Here is a 24,597-nt window from a genome sequence, read left to right as displayed (position 1 = left end):
TTTTGTTACTCTGACTCAATAGTAGTATTCCACTCTGTTACTTTACCACTAGCGTTATAGAATAATTTTATATTTTTCATTAAAGGGGATTCCGATTTACTTTGAGGAAATAGACTAACTGACTCCATTTTCCGTTGTTCATCTTGCTCTGGATAATTTTTAAGCGCACTGTTTACCGTTTCATCTCCTTTAGATAAAAAGATATTCGATGCCATCTGTTTACTTATATCAGCTAAACAAGCATAAAATTTGGGAGATTCCGAAGCAACTGTTGTGATAGTGACTTGTTGATTTGTTGTTTTTACTATTTCACTTTCCGTGTTTACTTTATAAGTCATTTGAATGACGGATCTAACTAACTCTGGTATCGTTGACGAACCGTAATAAGTGGTCTGATCAACTATTAATATGTCTTCTTTTGCGATAATATCGTATGTTGTCATCTGCTTTTCATAGTCTTTAAAAAAACTAGTTTCATCTAATAATTTATTAGATATATTATAAAAAGAAGACAATGACACTTGAAATTTATCACTTAATATTTTTGTTGCTTCTTCCTTTGAAGACAACTTTTTATAGTCGTATACGCCAAAAGGTTTAGTTCGTTTACCTTGCCATATAAGTTTCTCTTCTTTAGAAGAAAGTGACGTTTTTTCGTTTTTTTGATTGGTACAGCCAATAATAACTGTCAGGCACAATCCTAAAAGTAATAATTCAATAACAAGCTTCATCTTCGTCATCTACTTTTCTCCTATCCTTATTTCTGAGGTAATTTTAACGCATATTCATTTTGTTCACTTTGTATCCCTTCAGCTAAAGTCAGTGAGATAGTGGCTTGACCATTCACTTTATATAGCAATACCCCTTCTTTGGTCTCACCTTTTGGTACAGAACTTTCCGTGCTATCTTGTAAGCGAACAATATCATAATTTACACTATCTTTCGGTAAGATTGTTTCTGTTAACACTTTCCCAGCTTGATTCAACTCAATATCTTTTACCCACACATTTGCAAGCTGAGCTTCTGGTGTTTTATTTTTATAAGAAAAACGTAAAGCAACTAACTCATCACCATCATTTTTCAATGTACCCAAACCAATAATATTGACCTCATATTCATCGGTAGAAAATGAAACTTCATCTTTTTTTGATTTTTTGGCCTCTTCTTCAGCTTTTTCAGCACTATAGCTAACTTCTTTCACCGTTTCAATGGATTCATCAATTATTTTCACTCTATCTTCGTAAGAAGAATCTTGGGCGGAATAATAAAGAAACTGTATAACCGCATGTTCTGTGAAAATGCTATAATAATGAGCCCACACTTGTTTGCTGTTAAAAATAGTTTCAAAACTATACTTGAAGACATCATTTCCATTTATTTCCTTTTGAACAAAATAAACATCTTTTTCATCCTGATATCCATTTTGAGTAGCTAAATCTTTCCTTGTTTTTTCACCAAATCCATCTTTTTTAATGTCATCTTTTGAGACAATCACTACAGCCATATTGGAATTACTCACTGTATCTTCTGCACCATATACTGCCTGGGTTCCATAAAGTGATTTAAAATCTGCTTGTTTCTTCCAACTAGAAGGTAAACGAAAGCTATATGTTGCTCCTTTTCCTTCCACTTTGGTCGTTTCATCTGATAATTTGTTGCTATTGCATCCTACGACTAGAAAAAGCATAATTAAAACTATTCCACTTATCAGTATCTTTTTATTATTTTTCATTCGTATTGTTTCCCTCTCTTTTTCCAGAAGTAACTGCTTATAAATATACAAACACTTATACCACTTATTCCAGCTCCTATAAATAAACCTTTAGGGTAATAAATCAATTCGATACTGTGCTGGCCTTTAGAGATAGGTATGCCGATTAATCCATTTTCAAATGATTGAATTTTCTTTTTTTCTCCATCGATATAGGCTCTCCAACCAGAATCATACGCAATTGTTGTCAATAGTACATCCTCTGTATCAACTTTGACATTTCCTGATACACGATTTTTTTCAGCTTTAAGTGGGACACCTTTTTCTTGGATTCCCTTTGCCGATTTTTCGAACTTCTCAGTATCGATTAATAGAACATCTGGTTCGGGAAATTGAACAATTGCAGAACCGTAAAATGTAAGTTTTACATGTACTAACGCCGCTTTTTCATAATAGCCGATGTTATAGTATTGTCCTACCTTACTCATTTCATAATTGGAACTCTGACCTTGCACTGTGATCTCGGTATTAACATCTTTCATCATTGCATTGTTTTGAGTATATAAACTAATATACGCTTGGCTATTTGCTGGTACTGAAACGTCCCATTCAATAGTCATATTTTTTCCAGGTTGCTCTTGTGAGTACGTCACATAATTATTTTCACGAGTGATAATCGTATTTGTCGCTACTTCATTATCGAGACCTGTCAGACGGATATACTCCTCCTGTTTTCCAGATAGATAATTCCATAAATCAGACTGATTAGAGACGTTCTCTTTATCGTATATCCCTTTATCCGTCAACATGCCCAAAGGTAATGCGTACTTATTCTTGTATAATTGATAATTACCAGCTTGTGTTTCCTTTTCATAGCCAAATAGTAATGGGTCTTTTTGACTTACTATATAATCAACCCCTAAAAAGCTGTCCATTAAAAGGGTATTGTTTATAGCCTGTATTGTTAAGTTCGTTCCCTCAGAACGATACCCCATTTGTGCTAGATAAGACAGGGCACTACGATTGCGTATTGAAGAAAACTGACTAATCCCGCTATACCCTAAGTTAAACCCTTCATTTAAGCTAATTGGATTTAAATTGATCATTCGTTGAAATGAACCCGACGCTGCCATTTTTTTATCTGCTTGATCCACTAAGCCTTCAATGTCTTTATAGTTTTCGCTATACATTGTACGCTCGGGAAATCCCCAATCTTTTGCGATACCAGCGACCATTTGTTTCGTATTGACAGTCATTTCAGCGATGACACAGAACAATAAGAAAAGGATCAAAATGTTCTTCTTTTTATTTTCTAAACGTTGCAGTAAATAGATACCGACTAGATAAATGAGACAAAAAAAGAGTGTCCACAGCACATTTTTCGCTTGTATATAATCATATCTTTTTGGATTCATTAAAAAGTAAGTGATTAAAAAAAGAGTCATAGTACCAATACTAAAGTTAATAAAAATAGATAAATTAGTTGGTCTCCATTTTTCTATAACTTGTAGTGTCCAAAAACAAATCATGAAGGATAATAAAAAACTAAATCGAAAAAGCAACATATTAGGAAAATGAAATCCATGCCAGAACAGATTAAGCGGATAGATATACACACTAAGTATGAGCAAACCAGCTAACAAAGCATTTCCTATTTTTTTTCGTTCTGATATTTGCGGACTGAAAAAAAAGAATAGCCCTAAAAGTAGCGGCAATATTCCCACAAAAATAAAAGGTGCACTTTCAAACTTCGCTGTATCATACGATCCTACGAATTGCTTCACTATCAAATCCCAGCCGCCAATATCTGGTGTAATCAGTTGATTGATTGGAGAAAGCGTCTCTCCATTTGTCCGAAGATCAATAATTGATGGTAAAATAACGACCATCGATGTTCCACCAGCTAGTAAAGAAGTAATAAAATACGAGAGTATAGATTTTTTATACACTGGATAGCAATATACGCGTAAAAACATATACAATACAGAGAAAAAACCAACGATAAAACCAAAGTAAAAATTAGAAACAAATAACAAAGTGTAGCTTATAAATAGTAAAAAAGGTTTTTGTTTTTCTTGTATTCTATTAATCCCCCAAATGACTAGCGGAAGATAAATTAATGCATCCAACCACATATTGATAGGTGAATACGCTACGCTGAAACTCATTAATGCATAACAAAGACTCACTGCTAAACTAATCCATTTTTTTACAGAAAAATTGTGTTGTGAATAACAATAAAAACTGCCACCGATTGCCCCAAATTTTAAGAGTGTTATCAAATATAGCGCTTCAGGCATATCTACTTTATCAAAGAAAACAACGATAAATGTAAATACGCTATTTAAATAATAAGCAGATAATGACCAAAAATTCCCTCCTAAAGCACCTCCCCAAGTATAAAAAATACTTTGCTCTCCTATTAATACATCATGAAAGTTCGAATAAAAATTTAATAATTGAGGATACGCATCACTCGCCAGCATAGTTGTTTTACTTCCCCAATAAATCCCATTCTGATAATATACCCAACCCATAATGACTATAGGAAGCAAAATACTTAGAAGAAAAATACATACTCTATATGCTGATTGCGGATTCGCTTTTTTCATAATCTGCTCCTTCTATTTATTCATTACTTTACTTAGATAAAATCGAAAAGAATAGTCGATGCTACTCTTTTCGATTGTCAATTTTGTTTTTTTACAGAATCACTACTGATCCCAAAGGTTTCAAAAATTTCTTTTTGTTTTTTTTGTAAAGAAGATATATCTGTTAAAAACCCATCAATCCGTTTGCTATCATTTAATTGAGCCGTTGTCTGTCCGTATAAATTTGTGCCCAATTCTGTCGCTTTTTTATAATAGTTTCTTAATTGTTGTTGTCCGTCTATGCTCAAAGTTGTTGAAGGCTGTCTTGATGTATATGAGACCAACATACTCAACATGTCTTTCAATTTCTGTTGTGATTTGTCTACATCTGAACCGGATTTAATATTCGATAACTCTGCTTTTACTTCTTCTAACACGAAATAGCTTTGTGAGATTATCTCTTTATCGTCTGCATTTAGATGCAACGATTGATAGTATCGGCCATATAACCCAACACTTAATATAATGAAAGAAAGAAATAAACAGATTGACAGCTGAATAATTTTTCTAGTTCTTTTTTTGGAAATATTCGCTAATTGTCGTTTTAGTTTATGACGTTTTTTTTTATTTCTCACTCGCTTTTTTGATAAAGTCTTCCATCTTCTAGTTAACTGAATAAAAGAAAGTAGAAAAAATAAGGCTAGTACAAATAACAGAACTGCACTTGACATAGAAACAACTATAAACCAATCTAAACCCGACATCTACTTTCGCTCCTTACGACTACCTTATTTTCTTTCGTTTATTCGTTTTCTTACTTTTGCTTGACTTATTTCTTTTTTTATTCTTTTTATTCTTTTTAACAAAATAAATAATGAGTGAAATTACTACGAGTAGAACTACTCCACCACCAACGATCAGCAAAATAAATTGCCAATTGATTCCTTGTTCTTGAACTAAGCTAACATCTTGCTTATTGTATTTATCAGCATCCTCTTGTGTAATTTCAAAGTCTTGTTCCCATTCCCACTTTTGATCACCGCTTGTTACTACCGCATGACCTGTATAGTTACCAGCTCTCATTTCATCTCCATTTAAAAGCAACGGAAAATCAATCATTGACGTAGGAGCTATTTTCATATCCGTTTTTTTTGTATCATATAAAATATCTTGCGATCCTTTTTGACGAATATCAAATTCAACACTCACATCTCCAGTAAAAGCCATTGCTGTATTGCTAAAATTTAAAAAAACAGCATTTCTATAATTAGAAAGTCCTGGATAAATTGAATTAAACGTAATCTCAGATGGCACTTTTGCATCACTTTCTGATAATAAAACACCTACAAGAAATGCGTATCTGTTTGTTACGCCAGATTGTGCTTCACGTTGTTTTTTTTCTTCATCGTTTTCTTGTTGCTGTAGTTGAATTCCTCCAGCAACAACCCCGTCAAAAGATTTTTCCGGCATCTGAATCTCGATATCAATAGTTTTACTTTCTCCACCTGCTAACGTCACACTTTTTGGAACATTTACAATAGTGTCAAAATCGATTGCCGCAGACTTGTCCTTTTTAATTGTGTTAGGACCATATTCAAGTACTCCGTTACTATTTGTTTTAACAGCGTTACGCTTTACTTCTACGGTAACGGGTTGTGTAGGCGATGAATTTGTCAATTCAATTTGAACTGTTTGTTTTTGATTTGGTAGCATTCTTAAATCAAAATATCCAGCATCTGACTGTTGATTTTCTGGATGTTTGACTTTATATGTAAAAGAACCTGATTCTTCTGCATTCGCACTCATAGGCAAATAGAAACAAAAGCAAATGGCAATAAATTTTACAATAAAATATGTGTATTTATTTTTTTTACGCATAGTTTCTCTCCTTAAAAAAGGGTGCTGGTTCGCAACCAGCCCCCCATAATAAATTCTTTTTTACGCAGGTGTATCTGACATAGTCCATGTAATTTCAGCTGTATAAGCACCTTCTTGGATTACAGCATTCTCTGAACCACGTGGAATAGTTAATTGGATAGATTTAGCAGAAGTATCTTGTGCAGAATCAGAGTTGTATTCACCCCATAATAATGACCATTCACCATATCCTGTTGTAAATTGTGGTGCGCTAGCTGTATTTACATTTGCTACGATTGGAGTTGATGCATCTCCTGTAACAACTGCATTTGCATTTAAGCCTGCAGTTGGAGCCAATGAAGCTTCTGTTCCTGTATCAGCAACCAATCTAGGATTTGTATAAGTGATTGTTGCTCCGTTTAAAGTAACAGCTGTATTATTAGTCCCTACAGTTGCTGTAAATGGTTTAGTAATTTTAGCAGCAACTTCATAGGTATGATCTAATGTTGCACGTGTATCTTTAAATTTAATAAAATTTGAATTTTTTATTTCACTTGTAGTTCCAACATTTGCTACCCATGTATTCGCCCAATAGGTTTCAGCATTTGCAGCGCTAGCCACGATTGAATGCTTGTCAAAGTCCAAGTTAGTTACATAACTTATACCAAAAGGTCCTACTTGTGTAGTATTACCAGCTGAACTATCTGTTAAAACTCCAGATGCATTGCTTCCGCCATTACTACCCCCTGGTGGGTTCGTTGGTGTTGTACTTGAAGAAGTTGACGTACTAGTAAATTCGATTTTACCTTTCCCTGTCAAGACATTTCCATCTGCTTTTACCACCTGTGGTGCTAAAGCCCCGAAACTTATTGCTGTAACAAGTGCAGCACTTGCTAATTTTGTTGAATTTTTCATTCTTGTTTCCTCCAAATGTTTTTTTATTTATGGCAACTCGGCAATTATCCAAGTTAACACCGTTGAGTAATTTCCAGCTTGAATCGCAGTGCTTGCTGGAATGGTTAATTGTATAGCATCATTCTCATATATTTTCTGGTTTTCGAATGATGGGTTTGTTTCTATCTTATTATCTTTACCGCGCTTTACACTTAATGTATTCGCTTGTTTGAGTGGATTTGTTTCAGATGCACCGAAGCTAATGCTCCACGTTCCCATCCCTTTTCCTGGCTCTGCTTCAACTAAAGGATAGGTATCACCAATATTGTTCATAACAATGGTCTCTTTCGAAACAGAGGGTGCGTATGCTTGACCCAAAGAAGAATAGGACCATGCTTTATCAAATGACAATGTTGCGCCTTTTAAACTAGCATTAGCTTTTGTGTCATCTCGAAACTGATGTTCTTGCCGAACTAGCAGTGACCATCCAGCTTGCGTATTGCGGTAATCTGATACTTGAATAAAATTCGCCCTTGGTCCAGATCCTTGATGTAGCAATTGAGCATCTGCTTTGGCAGCCATTGTCTTTCTTGAAACCTTTGTCTTTCCGAAATCAAACGACGGAACATAATCGAGTCTTAATGGTCCTTTGGTAGAAATAATCTCTCCAGGATCAACGATTTTCGTATGGTCTTCTGGATCCAACACGCCTTTATCTGGATCTCCTCCAACCAAAGTAAGTGACGCACCACTCTCAACACCATACGAGACAATCGGATTTAGCATTACTCCTACAAAGATGGCCACAACCAATTTTATGCTATTTAGATTACTATTCATCTTTGTTTTTCTCCTCTCTTTTTTTTCGTAAAAAGAAAATAAAAAGAACGAAAACAATAACAAAAATACCAATCTGTATTACTCCTTTTAAAACGACTTCCCCAGTACTGGGGAAGCTTGGTTTTTCGTTTGATTGATCTGGTACGGTTGTGCTACTTGATGAAGTATCTGAAGCAGTATCAGAATATAATTGAATAACGCCTTTCGTACTTACTGAGCCATCTGCGTGAACAGTGTTACTCGAGAAATAACTAGAAAGTAGTACGAAACTTAAAAATAGGAAGAATAAATGTCTTTTCTTATATTTTTTCATCCTTCTTCTCCTCTCATGGTTCATACGTATCTGAGATCGTATACGTTATTTCTCCTGTATAGGCTCCAATTTTCGCAATATTTGCAGGTGACGTCTCAAATTTGAATCCACTACTCTCTTTAGTACTGCCCCATTCTGAACTGATATTAAATTTTCCATAGCCATCATTTTCAGACAGAATTTCTTGAGCTTCTGAAGTAACAGTAAATTCATCTTTGTTAGCAGGTTTGTATTTTAATGCAGTTGGTAAAAGAACTGCCACTCCAGTATCACCTGCACTTTGAATCGGTTTTGTTAAACTAACCTTTACAACCCATTGATGATTTATACCATCTCGCGTATCCGCTACAACTAAATCGCCACTTACTGAGGGGTCATCTACACGAATCAATTTTTTAGGATTTAAAGTCTGTACATTAAAATCGATTACATCTGGAATAGAAACTATTTGGAGAGAGCCACTTAGATTGACTATTAAACTTAAGGAATCTAAAGCATCACCTGTTGCTGAAGCAGAAGAGTCCATCCTATAGATAGCTACAGAGAACGTATTATTTCCATACTTCAACGTTTCCGTTGGCACGCTAATGGAAACTTCTTGGTATTTGCTAACAAGAGCATCGTTTACGATTTTTTGACTTGTAACGGTCTTACCACTCGCATCTTTAGTAATAAGCAAATAGTTTCTATTCGCTACACTTGTTTGCCAATAAATTTTTTGAACTAAAACATCACTCATCGTAGATTTATCTAAACTCTCTGTTTTTTGCTTCACTACTGAACTGCTACTCCAAGATAGAGCTGCATCCACAACTGTGACCGTTAAATCGATCTGTGATAATGGATCACTTGACAATTTTCCGTCTGCATCCAAAGTATACATAGCGATTGTCAGCTTGTTCTCGCCAATCATCAATTTATCTACTGGAATCTTCACACTTTCCTGCAACCAGCTATTATCTCCTGTTGAACTATTCGTTGCAGCTTGTTGGTAGATAATTTCTGAACCTTTTTTTACAACTACTTGGTATTGTTTATTTTTGAAAATCGTTTGCCAATAAAAGGTCTCATTAAGCGCTTCTTTAACTGGACTAGCTAATTCTTCTTTTTTTGCAGTTACAATATCATCTGTTTGAAAAGAGAGATTTGCCTGCTCAGTTACTATGTTTCCAGAAACGGTCAGCGTAAGTTTAATGGTTGATAGAGCATTGCCCGTTTTCGCCCCGGCTTCATCTGTTGCATATATAGCAACTGAATAATGATTGATTCCACTAGTTATAGCACTCGATGGTATTTCTAGCATTTCTTCTTGATAGGTCCCTATAGAAGCTCCATTTGTGATAGGTTGGGTTGTTACAATATCCCCTGTATCTGTATTGGTCGTCAACATAACATATTGTCGGTTTTCTAGTGGTGTTTGCCAATACACATTCTTAGAAAACGTTTCTGCAATTGTAGCGCCATCTACTGATTCATTCTCTACGTCCGTTAGCTTATCGGTCGTCCAAGATAATTGTGCTTCTTCTAGGATTTTCACAACCGTAATGGGTATCGTGATTTCTCCTACTAGTCCAGTTTCTTTACTTTTGATTTGAACAACCGCGCTTTCACTGCCTTCGGTCGAGAAGGTTTTTGTCTCCTTAAATCCTACTACTTCAACCGTATCATTGGGCACTAAGCTGCTTAAATTTGTTACTAAATCTGCTGCTTTTAAGTCCTCGGTACTTGATCCAATTCTTACAGTTTGCGGGATTGGATCTGCAGTTGGAGCTGGCATCTTAACTTTAGCTATTCCGGTGGTTGTATCAGTTGAATCTGAATTTTTTGCTGTAAAAGGGAAACTGAAGTAACCTGTTGTCATATCGTAGTACTGTATAAGGTCAGGATTCGTTCGATCAATCTGGTATTCCGATGAATAGGTAAGAACATTGTCGCCTAATTCTTGTAGCAAAGCTTTGCTTAAAGTCATCTCTAAAGTACCATTAGGTTGATTAACAATATCACCTATTTTTTGTGTAATATTATTCCCATCACTGTCAGAAACTTTTATGTTATCTACACTTTGTTGAATACCCATTTTTGAAACATCCAAAGTTATTTTTAAACTATCTGGATAGAATGAATCATCTGACTGTTTATATAAAGATTGAGTAAAATCGATTTTTGCAGAAAAGTTATTTGTATCATCATTTGTACTATCTAATGCATTTGGAACTCCATTAGATAGTGGGATTAACATATTAGTTCCACTCTGTAAAAATGCAGCTGTACTTTGTGTGCCGTTAGTGATTTTTGTCCCCTCGGGATAGGTACCAGTATATATTGACAATCCGTAAAATAAGTGTCCGATTTCACTCGGATTGTATAGATAGTTATACTTCGAATTCACTGGTCTGTTTGTCAAGACAAGATTAAATGCATTACTAGTAAAATCTACACCAATATATTGGGGATTCAACGGGTTGGAATTTCCGTCTTTTTGTACAAATAAATTACCGACTCCACTCTTCGAACCAAACAATTGACTCAAATTGTAAGCAGCACCTGTTTGGCTCCCTGATAATGTTTGTTGGAAAGGAAAAACAAATTTCACTTTAGGATCAGTGATCTCCTTTCCTTCAGAATCTTCAACCCATATCTCGTATATAGGATCACTATTTCTTCCAGAGTCATAATTGCCCGTTGGAAACGGCTTTATGAACTCCCCATTCCCATCTGACGTGACAAGCATTCTCATCTTTTTATTGCTTCTAAATGCAAGTTTCATTGGCTTCCCTTTATAAAATCCAGAATTAGCTACTCTAAATACGGATCCTACATTATAAGTTGACGCCATATTTACCTTTATTTCGCTTTGACCTTCTGGTGTTACTGTTAGATCGTCGATACGACTTTTCCCCATGTACTGTATAGGGATTGCATCTTTGAAATTTACGTTTTCATTTCCTCCGACAATGTTCCCACGAGGATCCAGTTGAGTTACGTCAGGAGATTCTAAAATAGGAACTACACCTGAACTAGCTTTAATCGTACTATTACTTATTCCCAAATATAAAATTAGTAGTGGGGATATTATGAGTAAAAATCCTAACAACAGTTTATATGTTTTCCTTTTTTTCATTTTCTTATTATTCCTTTCACGTAAAGTCCTTTTTAACTCCATTCGTCTCACTTCCCCATTAAAAAGGGGAGTAACAAAAGCTTTCTATCCTTCCATTTGATTCAGGTTGTCTTAATGTATTGAGTTTATTTATTAATCTCTCTTTTTAGAAAGTCAGAATGATTTTTTTTGTTTGCTCTAACTGATGATTTGCTATTAATCATCTTATACCTGTAAATCCCCTTCATTCTTTATTTTATTTTTAAAGTCAAAAAAAAACTGTTATTTAGCTAGATAGTGTATACTTGAGATACTTTATTCCTTATCAATAACATTCGCTGTCGATCTCCCTATTTTTAATTCTCTTTTGGATTACTCGTCTCTTTTATGTCTCATATTTCTAATCTTTATAACTACTATTTCAAGAAATCATATGATAATTATGTGATTAGCTTTTCCTAGAATTTTATATACCAAGAAAAATTGACGTACCGCTAGTATAATAAACGTACTATTAATACAATTGACCATTGATGACGGCTTATAAAAAAAGACATAATAAAAAAAGGCACTTTTTTTCAGTACCTTTTAAATATTTTTTATGATAGCGCAAAAATTTATATATTTACCTAAAAAAGAGGTAAACGTTATCATTTTTTGTAAAGTTTAATTGTATTATACGAAAACACTCGTTTTTTTATTCTTATTTAGATTTTGCTAACTCCATCTTTTCAATTACTTGTTGCCGACTTTCAAGTAAAGAATCTGTATAAATATCTAATGTAGTTTGTGTGGAGGTATGTCCTAATAATTTACTTACCGATGCAATATCCGCATTCGATTCAATACATCGTGTCGCGAATGTGTGACGTAACTGGTGAAAATGAACTGAATTAATGCCGCATATCTCGCGTATTTCATGGAAATGATACGTTAACAGTCTTGGCTCACTTGGTGTTGATTTGTTTGAACAGACATATGCGCCTGGGGCCTTCTTTCTCCATTTTTTTAAATACTTGTACAGACTAAAACTGATAGGCACAACTCTATTGGAACTTTCTGTTTTAGAATTATCGAATACCAATTGCGTTTTTTGATTTTCCATTCCTAATGGAAGTCTTTGGAATGTTTGATGAATATGAATTATACGTTGATCTAAATCAACATCTTCCCAGCGAAGAGCAGCAATTTCTCCAATACGCAGCCCAGCATTTAATGCCAAAAGAACTGGAAGACCTTTGTATAGAGGTAATGTTTTCGCCTTTTTCTCTAAGCGTTCTTGCTCTTTTTTAGTAAGAGCACTGGCTTTGTTCTTTTTCTTTTTAGGCAAACGGATCATCTGACAAGGCGTTTGAAGAATTCGCTTTTGTTCAAAGGCTTCTTTTAATGATTTTTTTAGGATTTGGTATAAAACATGGATAGTTGTTGACTCTAAATCACGCTTTTGAAATTCTTCGATTAATTCTTGAATTTGATTATTTGTAAGTTGATTAAGAGGTGTTTGTCCAATAACAGGAAAAATATACTTTTTTAGTTTATATAGATAGCTAGTATAGGTAGAGTGCTTAATGAGACCTTGTTGTTGTCTTAACCATATTTCCCCCCATTCTTCATATGAGAGTGTACTTTCTCCATGTAACTGCATGATAGTTTGATATTTAAGTTTAAAACTATACAGACGCTGTTTTACTTCTCCATAGGTTTTTCCATATATATATCCATATTGCAATTGGCCACTTTCTTTACGGCCTTTCTTATAGCGTCCTTCCCAGCGTCCATCTTTTCTTTTGTATATATTCTCGCCTTTTCTTGACATTTCTTTCTTCCTTTCTCTGACGGCTTATTTGACGGTGTATAAAAAGCTATAAAAAAATCCATATATATCAACATTTTTTCAATTATGTATAAATTAAATTAAAAAAGACTTGTTTTTTTGTTTGGTTTTTCCTATAATATATAAAGAAAACATCTTATCCTTCTTGGTATATAAAATACCAAGATTTTTTTATTTTTATACGCCGTTCAACTAATTAATTAACATCTGTTATTTTATTCCCTTTTTATTATTTTAAAAAAGTGAATCACATTTTTTATATTTCATTTTACAAGTATAAATATACACCATTCTGAATTATACAATCTTTTATACGAAAAAATATTTAAAAAAAACATTTTTATGCTTTTTTTAAAAAATAACGGATCGAAAACGAACACTCAAAAAATAAATTCTATTGTTATTTAAACAAAGAAGAAAGATTCTTTGTCATTTTGTTCCACCTATGAAAATCAAACAAATTTTGAAAATAAAAAAAGAATATTTTTAACTTAAAAATATAAACAGAACGAAATTATACAATCATTTCATCTGAACGTATTTTTAATAAAATCACTGTTTCTTACAAAAAAAGATGCTGGTAATTTCTTACCAACATCAGAAATAGTAAGAATGAAAGGTATGCAACAATACTTCATCTTCCACTCATTACTCTTTATATTTTCGTTTCAGGATTTAAAAGTTTTTAAACGTAACACTTTGTTTATTTTTTTCAAAAGATATTGATACGTTCTCATTGACTAAATACACATTTCCTATTTTTTAGCTGTAGGATACACTTTTTTCGAAAGCATTCTCTTTTAAATTATCGAAGTTAATAGTCCTGTAGCTCCAGCAAAATAAACGTATTCAAATAAATTATTTGTACTAATAAATCGTTGAACCTGTTGCGCATTGCCATAAATTCTTCTTGAATAATACAGTCTTTCACCATCTAATATTTTCGCTACTTCGTCTGCTGTCATTGAACTCGATAAACCAGATAATGTATACGTATTTTTTTCAATAGCTTCTTTTACGATAGGATTCAATAATGGATTTTTGTTTTTACGATTAGTAAATTGAGTAACGTCAATTACGGTTTTATCTACTCCAGGCTCCTCTTCTCCGAAGGTAAAATCTAGTGGAAATTCACCTGTATACCGTTCATTTTCAACCGTAATTGGAATATCATTTCCTTGTGCATCTTTTCCTTGTCTGGTATAAGTGAAGCGTTGGTCATTTATTTCTGTTAATTCTAATTGTGCACCATAGTTCATTCCTAATGAAAGTGAGGCACGTACTTTATTGTCTCGTACAACATCTAAATAACCATAATTCCCTCTTGTTTGTCCCGTAGTTTTGTCAAAAAATTCGTAACGTCCTGTTTGATCATCATAGTGGGCTAATCCTAAATAACTTTGATTATAAGCTGAAAAATCTCTACCTTCTTTTGAACAATCAATAGATCCAGTTTGTGTTATCAATTTAGGCAATGTGGTTGTAAACTCTAATGCTCCTGCATATGGTACATGTTCTACGATTACCTTTCCATCTGAAACATCCGCTTGTTTTCCAGTTCCACTGTATGTAAACACATCATTATTTAGTTCCACCATATCTACTGCAACGTTATAGCCTAATTCAGAAAAAAGAATTCTCTTCTTTCCCTCCTGAGTAATAAAAAAAGTTACCACGATCATTACGTGTTTGACCTATTGTAGCATCAAAAAAATCATAATGATTGCTATTTGCATCGTACTTAGCTAATCCAATAAAATTACTATTTTGACTAGTCAAATCATTCCCCTGTTCATCAGTAACGATAGTTCCTTGCCAATTTGTTGAACCTAAAATCTCATTAGGATCTGTTTGTTGTAAACTATAGTTGATAGAATCAGAATAACCAGTTGCTAATGCTGTGTCAGTTTGCCCAACACTTAATAAGAGTGACGAATAGAGTGCGATGAATACAGCGAAAAAAAATTTCTTTTTCATAAAATACCCTTTAATAATTAGTATACTTGTCAAATATAAACAAATTGTAAACAAAACATAAACAACTAATAAATTTTATTTATTTTATGAATCATCTAGATTATTTTATCTGAATACACTATCTTTTATTACGATAAGTCGAGAGCTTGATTCGAATTTAAGGACTATAGGAAAGAGGATGGGACATGACTTATGAGTCACACCCCACCCTCAAGAAATCCTAGCAAATGTTCTCTGAATTTTTTTATTTTGTATAGGCTAAAACATACGCTTTATTTGTACTTACTATTCGTCCATTTATAGATAACAGATCATCATTTTTCAAGACTATTATTTTTTTGTATAACAGTTTTACTTTTTCTATAGGGAAAAAGTAATGATGCGCTTAAAGTTAGTAGGATCATACCCCAGAAATTAGTCCAAATTGTTTGATTTGTACCTGTGTTAGGTAAAGTCGAATAACCTAGATTGTTTTTTGATTTTCTAGATTTATTTTCAATATTAGTATTTGGTACTGATTTTGCGTCATTCGTAACGGAATCATTTATGGGCTTCTTAGATTCTTTTGGATCATCCAGACTAGTGCCTGGTTTATACTGATTCTTTACTAATATTCGTCCTTTTTCTCCTGCTGACTGAATTGCATCCGTGGTTGTACTATTATCAATAGCATTTTTTGCTTTTTCAGTCTCTGAGTCCACTGCTGCTTTTTGGGTTGCCTTTTCTTTTGCTGTTAACGTTGGGTCATTGTCAATTGCCGTTTTTGTGTCATTCGCAATGGCATCAATTTCGGCTTTCTTTGCTGCTTTTTGATCGTCCAAGCTCATTCCTGGTTTGTATTGATTTTTCACTGACGTTTGCCCTGTTTCTCCTGCTGACTGAATTGCATCCGTGGTTGTACTATTATCAATAGCATTTTTTGCTTTTTCAGTCTCTGAGTCCACTGCTGCTTTTTGGGTTGCCTTTTCTTTTGCTGTTAACGTTGGGTCATTGTCAATTGCCGTTTTTGTGTCATTCGCAATGGAATCAATTTCTGCTTTCTTTGCTGCTTTTTGATCTAGTAATGAGTTCTTCTCTACAACTATCTCGGTCGAAGTTCCCTTTTGACCATTAGTTTCTGGTGTTGCTGTAACTATATCTCCTTCTTTAATTTCACTAGTTAAAGGAATTGTAAATGTTCCGTCTTGTCCGACCACACCTTCACCGACTATATTTCCCTCTTTATCTGACACTATAATTTTGTCGCCTACTACACCTGTGCCAATAATAACCGTATCACCTTCTTGTAACTTATCTATCGTTGGTTTATGGGATTCAGCATCAAATGCATAAATATAACTAACTACATTTTGACTATCATCTTGAGAAATTTGTACTTGATCTATCTTTGGATCTTGTATTAATGTATATCCAGGAATTTCAATAGGTTCTCCTGCAATACTGTATGTTTCAATTGTATCGAAACCTTCTTTGGTCAACGTAGGATAAAGTGTATTTCCTTGTTCATCTTGGTATCGTATCTCAATATTCTTTTTCTTTGGTATATATCTTGCATACAGTTGGCCAAATGGGCTAGATACCCCTATCCCTCCAAAATTTTCAACACCAGTTTGAAATGTCCGGCTATTTTGATATACTTTTACAAAAGGATCGCCAACATTACTGGTTAATATATATGAAAAAGTAGTCCCATTATCCCCTATGCTGATTGCTGCATCATCTATCACAATTTCAGTACCATCAGTGGGGATAGCTACTCTGTTGGTCATAATCCCTGTATCAACGGTTAGTTTTGCCCCAAATAACGTTCCGGTAGATTTTTCAACCTCTATTATAAAAAGATTATTTTCATCACTTGTGTAGCGATTATAATTAGCATCTATCGTTATATAATTATCAGTATCAGGATCTACATATTTTTCATATTGAGTTCCTAAACCTTTGTCTGTAATAATCAATTCTTGAGGTATTTCTTCAGCATAGGCAATCATTTCATTAGCTCCTACTAAATGAAAATCAGCAGTACTTGTTCCTAGGAAAGTGACTGTGAATAAGGCTAATGATACTATCCAAAATTTTTTTCTTTTTCTTTGTTTATATCTAACTTTACTATTACATAATTCAATTTCTTTTATTTCTTCATTTTTTTTCATGTGATTCTCCTTTTTCTTTTTGATTTATTAGTTTTTTTTGGAGACTTAAATATTGTATAAATATTATTGTCTGATTGTCAACTATTATTTTTGAAAAAAATTTAAATAATTAAATAATTACCATTCATTACTCCTTTTTTCTCATACTAGAATTTATAAATTTCTAACTTTCCCATTGCTTATATTGCCTCACCTGTCAGCCTTGATAGATCTTACATTATTTGAAATTAACGAAAAAAATAAATTTTTAAATAAGTGAACTATGAACTAATAAATAATACTATTTTCTTTATTTTTTCTATATCTAACGAACCCTTATCTTCTGATATTTGTGAATATACCAATGTTTTTTAATACAGAATAATAGAAAATATACAAAAGCAAAGAGTTAAATGAATTGCAAGATTCAAAAAAACATTAACTAAGAAAATCGGCGTCAAATCCGCTTTCTGTTATCTGAATGCTTGCTTAGGATTCACTCACTTTTTGTTAATTGTCCAAAATTTAAGAAGATGCAAGGTAAATCAACCAACAAATAAATTTTATTCTCATAATATAAAAAATAGAAGACCGAAAATCGTAAGAGGATTTTCGGTCTTCTATTTTTTTGTCTCAAAACTTATGCTCCAAGCTCTTCATACCAATTGGTTTAATTTTTTGAACTTTCTTAAATCTTAAATAACCTCAGTTTACGGGGCTATGCTTTTTTAACTATTTTGCTTCAAAATCTGATTTTCTGTATAGAATTATACTTAATATAAATATAATCAACAGTAACCCAACACAATACAGAAATAGATTGTCTTTTTCACCCATCTTTGGTAATGCATATCTTTCTTTACCTTGGTTTGAATTAGAATTTTTCGCGTCACTTACCACTTGATTGCCTTCTGTTGGTTGGTTGATCACTGGTTTGTGGGCTTCTGGATCAAATGATTTTTTTGCTACTACTGTTATGCCTGGTGTGCCTTTTTGTCCATCTGTTTCTGGTGTTCCAGTAATCGTTTCTCCTTTTTCTAAGGGGCGATTGACTGGGATTTCAAATTTTCCATTTCCATCTACAGTCCCAGTTCCTAGCTCGTTGCCATTTCCGTCTGTAATGACGATAGTATCTCCTGGTACGCCTGTTCCACTTACCACTTGATCTCCTTCTGTTGGTTGGTTGATCACTGGTTTGTGGGCTTCTGGATCAAATGGTTTTTCTGCTACTACTGTTGTGCCTGGTGTGCCTTTTTGTCCATCTGTTTCTGGCGTTCCGGTAATCGTTTCTCCTTTTTCTAAGGGGCGATTGACTGGGACTTCAAATTTTCCATTTCCATCTACAGTCCCAGTTCCTAGCTCGTTGCCATTTCCGTCTGTAATGACGATAGTATCTCCTGGTACGCCTGTTCCACTTACCACTTGATCTCCTTCTGTTGGTTGGTTGATCACTGGTTTGTGGGCTTCTGGATCAAATGGTTTTTCTGCTACTACTGTTGTGCCTGGTGTGCCTTTTTGTCCATCTGTTTCTGGCGTTCCAGTAATCGTTTCTCCTTTTTCTAAGGGGCGATTGACTGGGATTTCAAATTTTCCATTTCCATCTACAGTCCCAGTTCCTAGCTCGTTGCCATTTCCGTCCGTAATGACGATAGTATCTCCTGGTACGCCTGTTCCACTTACCACTTGATCTCCTTCTGTTGGTTGGTTGATCACTGGTTTGTGGGCTTCTGGATCAAATGGTTTTTCTGCTACTACTGTTGTGCCTGGTGTGCCTTTTTGTCCATCTGTTTCTGGCGTTCCGGTAATCGTTTCTCCTTTTTCTAAGGGGCGATTGACTGGGACTTCAAATTTTCCATCTCCATCTACAGTCCCAGTTCCTAGCTCGTTGCCATTTCCGTCCGTAATGACGATAGTATCTCCTGGTACGCCTGTTCCACTTACCACTTGATCTCCTTCTGTTGGTTGGTTGATCACTGGTTTGTGGGCTTCTGGATCAAATGGTTTTTCTGCTACTACTGTTGTGCCTGGTGTGCCTTTTTGTCCATCTGTTTCTGGTGTTCCAGTAATCGTTTCTCCTTTTTCTAAGGGGCGATTGACTGGGATTTCAAATTTTCCATTTCCATCTACAGTCCCAGTTCCTAGCTCGTTGCCATTTCCGTCTGTAATGACGATAGTATCTCCTGGTACGCCTGTTCCACTTACCACTTGATCTCCTTCTGTTGGTTGGTTGATCACTGGTTTGTGGGCTTCTGGATCAAATGGTTTTTCTGCTACTACTGTTGTGCCTGGTGTGCCTTTTTGTCCATCTGTTTCTGGCGTTCCAGTAATCGTTTCTCCTTTTTCTAAGGGGCGATTGACTGGGATTTCAAATTTTCCATTTCCATCTACAGTCCCAGTTCCTAGCTCGTTGCCATTTCCGTCTGTAATGACGATAGTATCTCCTGGTACGCCTGTTCCACTTACCACTTGATCTCCCTCTGTTGGTTGGTTGATCACTGGTTTGTGGGCTTCTGGATCAAATGGTTTTTCTGCTACTACTGTTGTGCCTGGTGTGCCTTTTTGTCCATCTGTTTCTGGCGTTCCGGTAATCGTTTCTCCTTTTTCTAAGGGGCGATTGACTGGGATTTCAAATTTTCCATTTCCATCTACAGTCCCAGTTCCTAGCTCGTTGCCATTTCCGTCTGTAATGATGATGGTATCTCCTGGTACGCCTGTTCCACTTACCACTTGATCTCCCTCTGTTGGTTGGTTGATCACTGGTTTGTGGGCTTCTGGATCAAATGGTTTTTCTGCTACTACTGTTGTGCCTGGTGTGCCTTTTTGTCCATCTGTTTCTGGCGTTCCAGTAATCGTTTCTCCTTTTTCTAAGGGGCGATTGACTGGGATTTCAAATTTTCCATTTCCATCTACAGTCCCAGTTCCTAGCTCGTTGCCATTTCCGTCCGTAATGACGATAGTATCTCCTGGTACGCCTGTTCCACTTACCACTTGATCTCCTTCTGTTGGTTGGTTGATCACTGGTTTGTGTTCATCCGCATCAAATGGAACCTCAAAAGTATTTGGACCATTCCAATACCCTGCTTGATTTGAGTTATCCTTACTTAACCTGAAGTAAACTGGTATTCCAGCATTCTCTTTGTTACTTAAAAAATTTACTAATTCCGGTACTGATTCCTTTGGTAAACCAAAATTGGAATTTTCATTTACAATATCAGTTCTTACAGGCACACTATAAGTTTCAATTTTCCCTGTATTTGCATAATATATTTCTAATGTTTTTTTAGAGTAAAATTCACTAGTATCTGTATTATCAGGAAAAACTGCAACCTCAGTATTACTATTATAAATATTATATAGAAATCCACTGACTTGTATATCGTAATGATAATCATAAATTTTGTTTCCCATTGAAGGTGCCGGATAAGAGATATTTGGCGATGCACTCTCTGCTAAAACCTCTTTTACATTTCCAAAAAAGAAACTTATAAAACCTATGAAAATAAAAAATGTTTTAAATATTACCAGTTTATTTTTACTTAATTTAGCGAACAAAAAAATCAAACCTTTCTAAATTTTATATTTGCAAACATCATATCCTAGGAAGCATTTAAAACCAAATGATTTGCAAAAGAAAAAAAATGAAAGTAGTATAGATTTTTAGTTTCCCCTACCTTATTTTTTATTTCTTCTATCTAAAAAAAATTTTTTCACCAGTTTTAAAACTAGTATTAAAGGTCATCCGGATTCCTTCCACTAGTAAATTTTTTTTAATTAAAACAGATATAATTTTTTTTACTAGTAAAAAAAATATTAAGATTTATTTAAGGAGTGTTTGTATGTGTTGGAAAAAAATGTCTGATATTGCGAAAAATCTAGAGGTTAGTAAAGACGTTATCAAGTACCATAAAAAATTTATTGATAAAAATGAGATTATGTATGAAAATGGACAGGTCTTTATTTCAGATAATGGTGTCGATTTAATTAAAAAAAGATTAAAAAAAAGTAAATATAATGATAGTTTTGAAAAATATACTCGACTGAAATTAAAATCCATCGAGGATGAATTAAAGTTGATTGGTGAGTCAATAACACATACTCAAACGGACTTAGGTTTATTAGAGCAAATACGTCAAGAATTGAACGAAGATTTTCTTTCTTGGTACTGTCAGAAGGAAGGTATCATTGTATGGGCAGATTGGCGTTGGAAATTTGTAAGATTAAATGATCTATTAGATTTTTTAAAACAGAAATAACTATCATTATTGAGATTGACTACTCCTTATGTGTCTTAAAGAAAGGGGGAATACACACAATCTAAATTGATAGTTAGGAACTAACAGACGTCTGCCTCTCTTCGAACCCTATATAAATTAAAAATATCTTTTAATTTATATAGGGTCTTTTTTTCGCTTTTTTTCTATGTTAAAATTACGATTCATATGGAGGGAAAACTATGGTAACTGCAGAAACTATTTTAGAACATACACACGCATATGGTATTTCAACAATTAACGAGAATGGATTTCCAAAAACGTTGATTTTGCAATCGATTATGAGCCGATTCAGTTTTGTAACCTTGTATTTTTATTTAGATAAAAATACTGATATTGTCAAAGATATACAAGCCAATCCAAAAGCGGCAATAGCTTGTTATGCTGAATTTGATGCTGGATATGTCACAATGCTTAACTTAAAGGGTACATTTACACTAGTTGAACTAGATGATGTTACAAATATATCGGAAGATTACAAGAGATATGATTCTAACTTAAGCTATAAGAATCCGTGTATTTTATTATTTGAAACACTAAGTTTTGATATAGAAAAAATAAAAAAATATAGTGGTAAATAAGGCTCTATATTTTCTGATGTTGGTGAGCAATCATCGACATCTTTTTTTATGCAAACCAATAGAAAGAATACCAAGATTTTTACAGAACTGAGCTTCATAAAATCAATTAAAATAAGAAATTCCTTAGGTCATTCTCAAATTACTTATCCATTGCTTTTTTCAATCTTATCCTATCTTTTGTCATTCCTTAGATAAAACAAAACTCTAAATTTATACTGAATGAGCATACACTCTTCACTAACCAACGGATTAAACACATTCAACAAAAGAAAACTTTCACTGGGAAAAATAATTTAACATAAAACTAGTTCGCCCCATCTAAGCCATACTTAAAGATCGATTCATTGCAATTCGAATTCTATACCATCAATAATCTATTTTGGATTTACTAAAATTTTTACTAGGAAAATCCCCTATCTAAGCAATAGAAAATCAATATTGATAAAAAACAAACTTCTGAAATTACAATTGATGAGTATGTTATCTTCTCAAACCAACGGATTAGACAACTCTATAATAGGAATCTTTCACTGGGGAAGAATACTTTAATCTGAATAAGCAATTCTCAAATCTATACTACACTTCAAGAACAATTCATTGTCATTAGTATTTTGCACTATGAATAAGCACTTACAGATTTATAAAAAACTTAAAGTAAAAAAGTTCTTTTCCTATAAAATTCCCCTAGTAAAATACCTAGAAAAAATACGCAATATTTAGTCATTATTAAACCTAATTATTCTTGGATAACAGCTTAAAAGAAGTCTGCGTATATAAAAGAACTCAAAAGCTGAAGAATCTCTTCAAAAGTCCTTCTTACCCGCTTTGTTTCTATTGAACTATTCTGCATCTAACAGTGTTAATGGAATTTCTAGCTATACTAACTCTAATCAAATTAGCAAAAAATACTGTGATAGAAAAAAATTTCTCAACGCAATTCTCATTTCTTCTATCTTAATAAGTCACGACTTAATCAAACCGCAATGAAAAAAGCCAACCTCCATTAAGAAGTTGACTCTCTCCAGTTAATACTCAAACTTAATCTGCATCCCATTTGGATCTTGTATCATTACTTGCTCATTTACCGTCACATATTCAACAGATGTTTCATCAAGTTGTTTGTTAAAAAGCTGAAACGCTTCTTTAGATGGCAACTGGAATGTATACCACGCCAAGCCCAACTGATTTTCACCAATTAGAGCCACATGTTCACCATTCCAAGTGTTCGTCCCAATATGATGATGGTACTCGCCTGCTGCGAAAAATTTCGCACGTCTGCCAAAATTAGATTTCAACGAAAAACCAAGTTTTTCATAAAACGTCTCCGTCTCCTCTAAATCTGCAACCTGTAGATGAACATGCCCGATTCTTGATCCAGGTGCCATACCTAACCATTTTCCATCGGCTGCTGCAACAACAGCGTCTCCATCTAGCTCTTCCGTCACACCGATGATTTCTCCATCTTTACGAATGTCCCATTCAGTCATCAGCTTATCACGATAGATTTCAATGCCGTTCCCTTCTGGGTCAGCTAAATATATCGCTTCACTGTAACCATGATCAGCCGCGCCGATTTCACTATTGTTTTGTAGTAGCCACACTAAGCTATTGCCTAGATCTTTACGCGAAGGTAAGAGAAAAGCCGTATGGTACAATCCCGTCGTTTTATCTTTTACCATAGGATCAACAAGTTCTTCCAACACAACGATTGCCTCCGAAGAATCTTGTGCACCTAAGAAAGCTGTCTTTAGTTCTTTTTTAAGTAAAACAAGTCCAATCATCTGTGTATAAAATTCTGTCATTTTCTCCAGATTTTGTACGTTCAATTTCACTTGTTTTACAATCGTTTCTTTAGGTAGTGTGACCGCCATGCTTCTCTCCTCCATTTGCGTTAATTAGTTAAATTCTAGGAAACGTGCGCTATCTTCCATGTATTCTTTTTCGCCAGCTTCGGCTTCGATTGAACCGAAAACAAGTTGCGCTCTTAATTTCCAGCTGCTTGGAATTGACCATTCGTTTGCTACTGCTTCATCGATTACTGGGTTGTAATGTTGTAAGTTTGCACCAATGTTTTCTTGAGCCAAAGCAGTCCAAACGTTTGCTTGTGTTAAACCACTTGCTTGTTCTGACCAAACTGGGAAGTTATCTGCATATAAGGCAAATTGTTCTTGTAAGTTTTTAACAATATCCATATCTTCAAAGAAAAGCAATGTACCTGTTCCAGCTGCAAAACTTTGTAATTTAGCTTGTGTATTTGGGAAAGCTTCTGCTGGTGTTAAAGGTTTCAACGCTTCTTCTGTGATTGACCATAATTTTTTATGTGCATCACCGAATAAGAAAACCACACGTTGTGTTTGTGAGTTAAATGCTGTTGGGCTTTCTCTCACTACTTCTTTGACTAACGCTTTGATTTCTTCTTGTGATTGAGGAAGTTTATTTCCTAGAGAGTAGATTGAACGACGTTTTTTTAATGCTTGAGTAAATTCTGTCATGTGT

General features: G+C 34.2%; 18 protein-coding genes. 2 read left to right on the top strand and 16 right to left on the bottom strand.

Annotated features, from left to right (window positions below):
* Positions 1-5: 5 nt before the first annotated feature.
* The 14 genes from AC1PU0_RS02830 to AC1PU0_RS02765 form a co-directional block, all read right to left on the bottom strand.
* Positions 6-740, bottom strand: coding sequence for a hypothetical protein (locus AC1PU0_RS02830; protein WP_111248148.1), 735 nt, complete (start codon positions 738-740; stop codon positions 6-8).
* Positions 741-757: 17 nt separating this feature from the next.
* Positions 758-1,732, bottom strand: a complete 975-nt coding sequence (locus AC1PU0_RS02825) for a DUF5067 domain-containing protein (RefSeq protein ID WP_206848564.1) — start codon at positions 1,730-1,732, stop codon at positions 758-760.
* Positions 1,729-4,323 carry a YfhO family protein gene (locus tag AC1PU0_RS02820; protein ID WP_206848562.1) on the bottom strand — a complete coding sequence of 865 codons (2,595 nt, stop codon included), beginning with the start codon at positions 4,321-4,323 and terminating at the stop codon, positions 1,729-1,731. Before AC1PU0_RS02820 ends, AC1PU0_RS02825 begins: the two co-directional genes overlap by 4 nt.
* 77 nt (positions 4,324-4,400) lie before the next feature.
* Positions 4,401-5,066, bottom strand: coding sequence for a hypothetical protein (locus AC1PU0_RS02815; protein WP_206848560.1), 666 nt, complete (start codon positions 5,064-5,066; stop codon positions 4,401-4,403).
* 19 nt (positions 5,067-5,085) lie between these two features.
* A complete protein-coding gene (locus AC1PU0_RS02810; RefSeq protein WP_181429501.1) occupies positions 5,086-6,180 on the bottom strand; it encodes a WxLIP family cell surface protein in 1,095 nt (364 codons plus the stop codon).
* Positions 6,181-6,240: 60 nt separating this feature from the next.
* On the bottom strand, positions 6,241-7,074 hold the full coding sequence (locus AC1PU0_RS02805; RefSeq protein ID WP_206848558.1) for a WxL domain-containing protein: 834 nt from the start codon (positions 7,072-7,074) through the stop codon (positions 6,241-6,243).
* A gap of 27 nt (positions 7,075-7,101) precedes the next feature.
* The gene (locus tag AC1PU0_RS02800) at positions 7,102-7,893 is read right to left on the bottom strand and encodes a WxL domain-containing protein (RefSeq protein WP_206848556.1); all 792 of its coding nucleotides are present in this window, start codon (positions 7,891-7,893) and stop codon (positions 7,102-7,104) included.
* On the bottom strand, positions 7,886-8,206 hold the full coding sequence (locus tag AC1PU0_RS02795) for an LPXTG cell wall anchor domain-containing protein (RefSeq protein WP_206848554.1): 321 nt from the start codon (positions 8,204-8,206) through the stop codon (positions 7,886-7,888). Before AC1PU0_RS02795 ends, AC1PU0_RS02800 begins: the two co-directional genes overlap by 8 nt.
* A 13-nt stretch (positions 8,207-8,219) precedes the next feature.
* Positions 8,220-11,327 (bottom strand): hypothetical protein, encoded by a 3,108-nt coding sequence (locus AC1PU0_RS02790; RefSeq protein ID WP_479998671.1) that lies wholly within the window; start codon positions 11,325-11,327, stop codon positions 8,220-8,222.
* A 682-nt stretch (positions 11,328-12,009) separates the two neighbouring features.
* A complete protein-coding gene (locus tag AC1PU0_RS02785; protein ID WP_206848552.1) occupies positions 12,010-13,122 on the bottom strand; it encodes a tyrosine-type recombinase/integrase in 1,113 nt (370 codons plus the stop codon).
* Positions 13,123-13,940: 818 nt separating this feature from the next.
* Positions 13,941-14,822: a DUF4822 domain-containing protein gene (locus tag AC1PU0_RS02780; RefSeq protein ID WP_277989335.1), complete on the bottom strand. Its 882-nt coding sequence runs from the start codon at positions 14,820-14,822 to the stop codon at positions 13,941-13,943.
* Complete coding sequence (locus tag AC1PU0_RS02775) at positions 14,764-15,117, bottom strand: DUF4822 domain-containing protein (protein WP_277989334.1); 354 nt, start codon at positions 15,115-15,117, stop codon at positions 14,764-14,766. The genes AC1PU0_RS02780 and AC1PU0_RS02775 overlap by 59 nt, the downstream gene beginning before the upstream one ends.
* 314 nt (positions 15,118-15,431) lie before the next feature.
* On the bottom strand, positions 15,432-17,270 hold the full coding sequence (locus tag AC1PU0_RS02770; protein WP_206848551.1) for an Ig-like domain-containing protein: 1,839 nt from the start codon (positions 17,268-17,270) through the stop codon (positions 15,432-15,434).
* Positions 17,271-17,981: 711 nt separating this feature from the next.
* Positions 17,982-20,657 (bottom strand): Ig-like domain-containing protein, encoded by a 2,676-nt coding sequence (locus AC1PU0_RS02765; RefSeq protein WP_479998670.1) that lies wholly within the window; start codon positions 20,655-20,657, stop codon positions 17,982-17,984.
* A gap of 428 nt (positions 20,658-21,085) precedes the next feature.
* On the opposite strand from AC1PU0_RS02765, the gene AC1PU0_RS02760 reads away from it, so the two are divergent.
* Both AC1PU0_RS02760 and AC1PU0_RS02755 read left to right on the top strand, forming a co-directional pair.
* Positions 21,086-21,502, top strand: coding sequence for a hypothetical protein (locus tag AC1PU0_RS02760; RefSeq protein WP_206848549.1), 417 nt, complete (start codon positions 21,086-21,088; stop codon positions 21,500-21,502).
* Positions 21,503-21,702: 200 nt separating this feature from the next.
* The gene (locus tag AC1PU0_RS02755) at positions 21,703-22,101 is read left to right on the top strand and encodes a pyridoxamine 5'-phosphate oxidase family protein (RefSeq protein WP_206848548.1); all 399 of its coding nucleotides are present in this window, start codon (positions 21,703-21,705) and stop codon (positions 22,099-22,101) included.
* Between the two features lie 1,025 nt (positions 22,102-23,126).
* Here the strand turns inward: AC1PU0_RS02755 and AC1PU0_RS02750 are convergent.
* Together AC1PU0_RS02750 and AC1PU0_RS02745 are read right to left on the bottom strand one after the other, a co-directional pair.
* Positions 23,127-23,972 carry a VOC family protein gene (locus AC1PU0_RS02750; RefSeq protein ID WP_206848547.1) on the bottom strand — a complete coding sequence of 282 codons (846 nt, stop codon included), beginning with the start codon at positions 23,970-23,972 and terminating at the stop codon, positions 23,127-23,129.
* A gap of 24 nt (positions 23,973-23,996) precedes the next feature.
* Positions 23,997-24,593, bottom strand: a complete 597-nt coding sequence (locus AC1PU0_RS02745; protein ID WP_069653894.1) for a nitroreductase family protein — start codon at positions 24,591-24,593, stop codon at positions 23,997-23,999.
* Positions 24,594-24,597 lie beyond the last annotated feature (4 nt).

It is taken from the genome of Enterococcus sp. XAF26B05_ASV22 (assembly GCF_056727285.1).
Note: the sequence above shows the minus strand (reverse complement) of the source record. Positions and strands in the feature narration are given on the sequence as shown.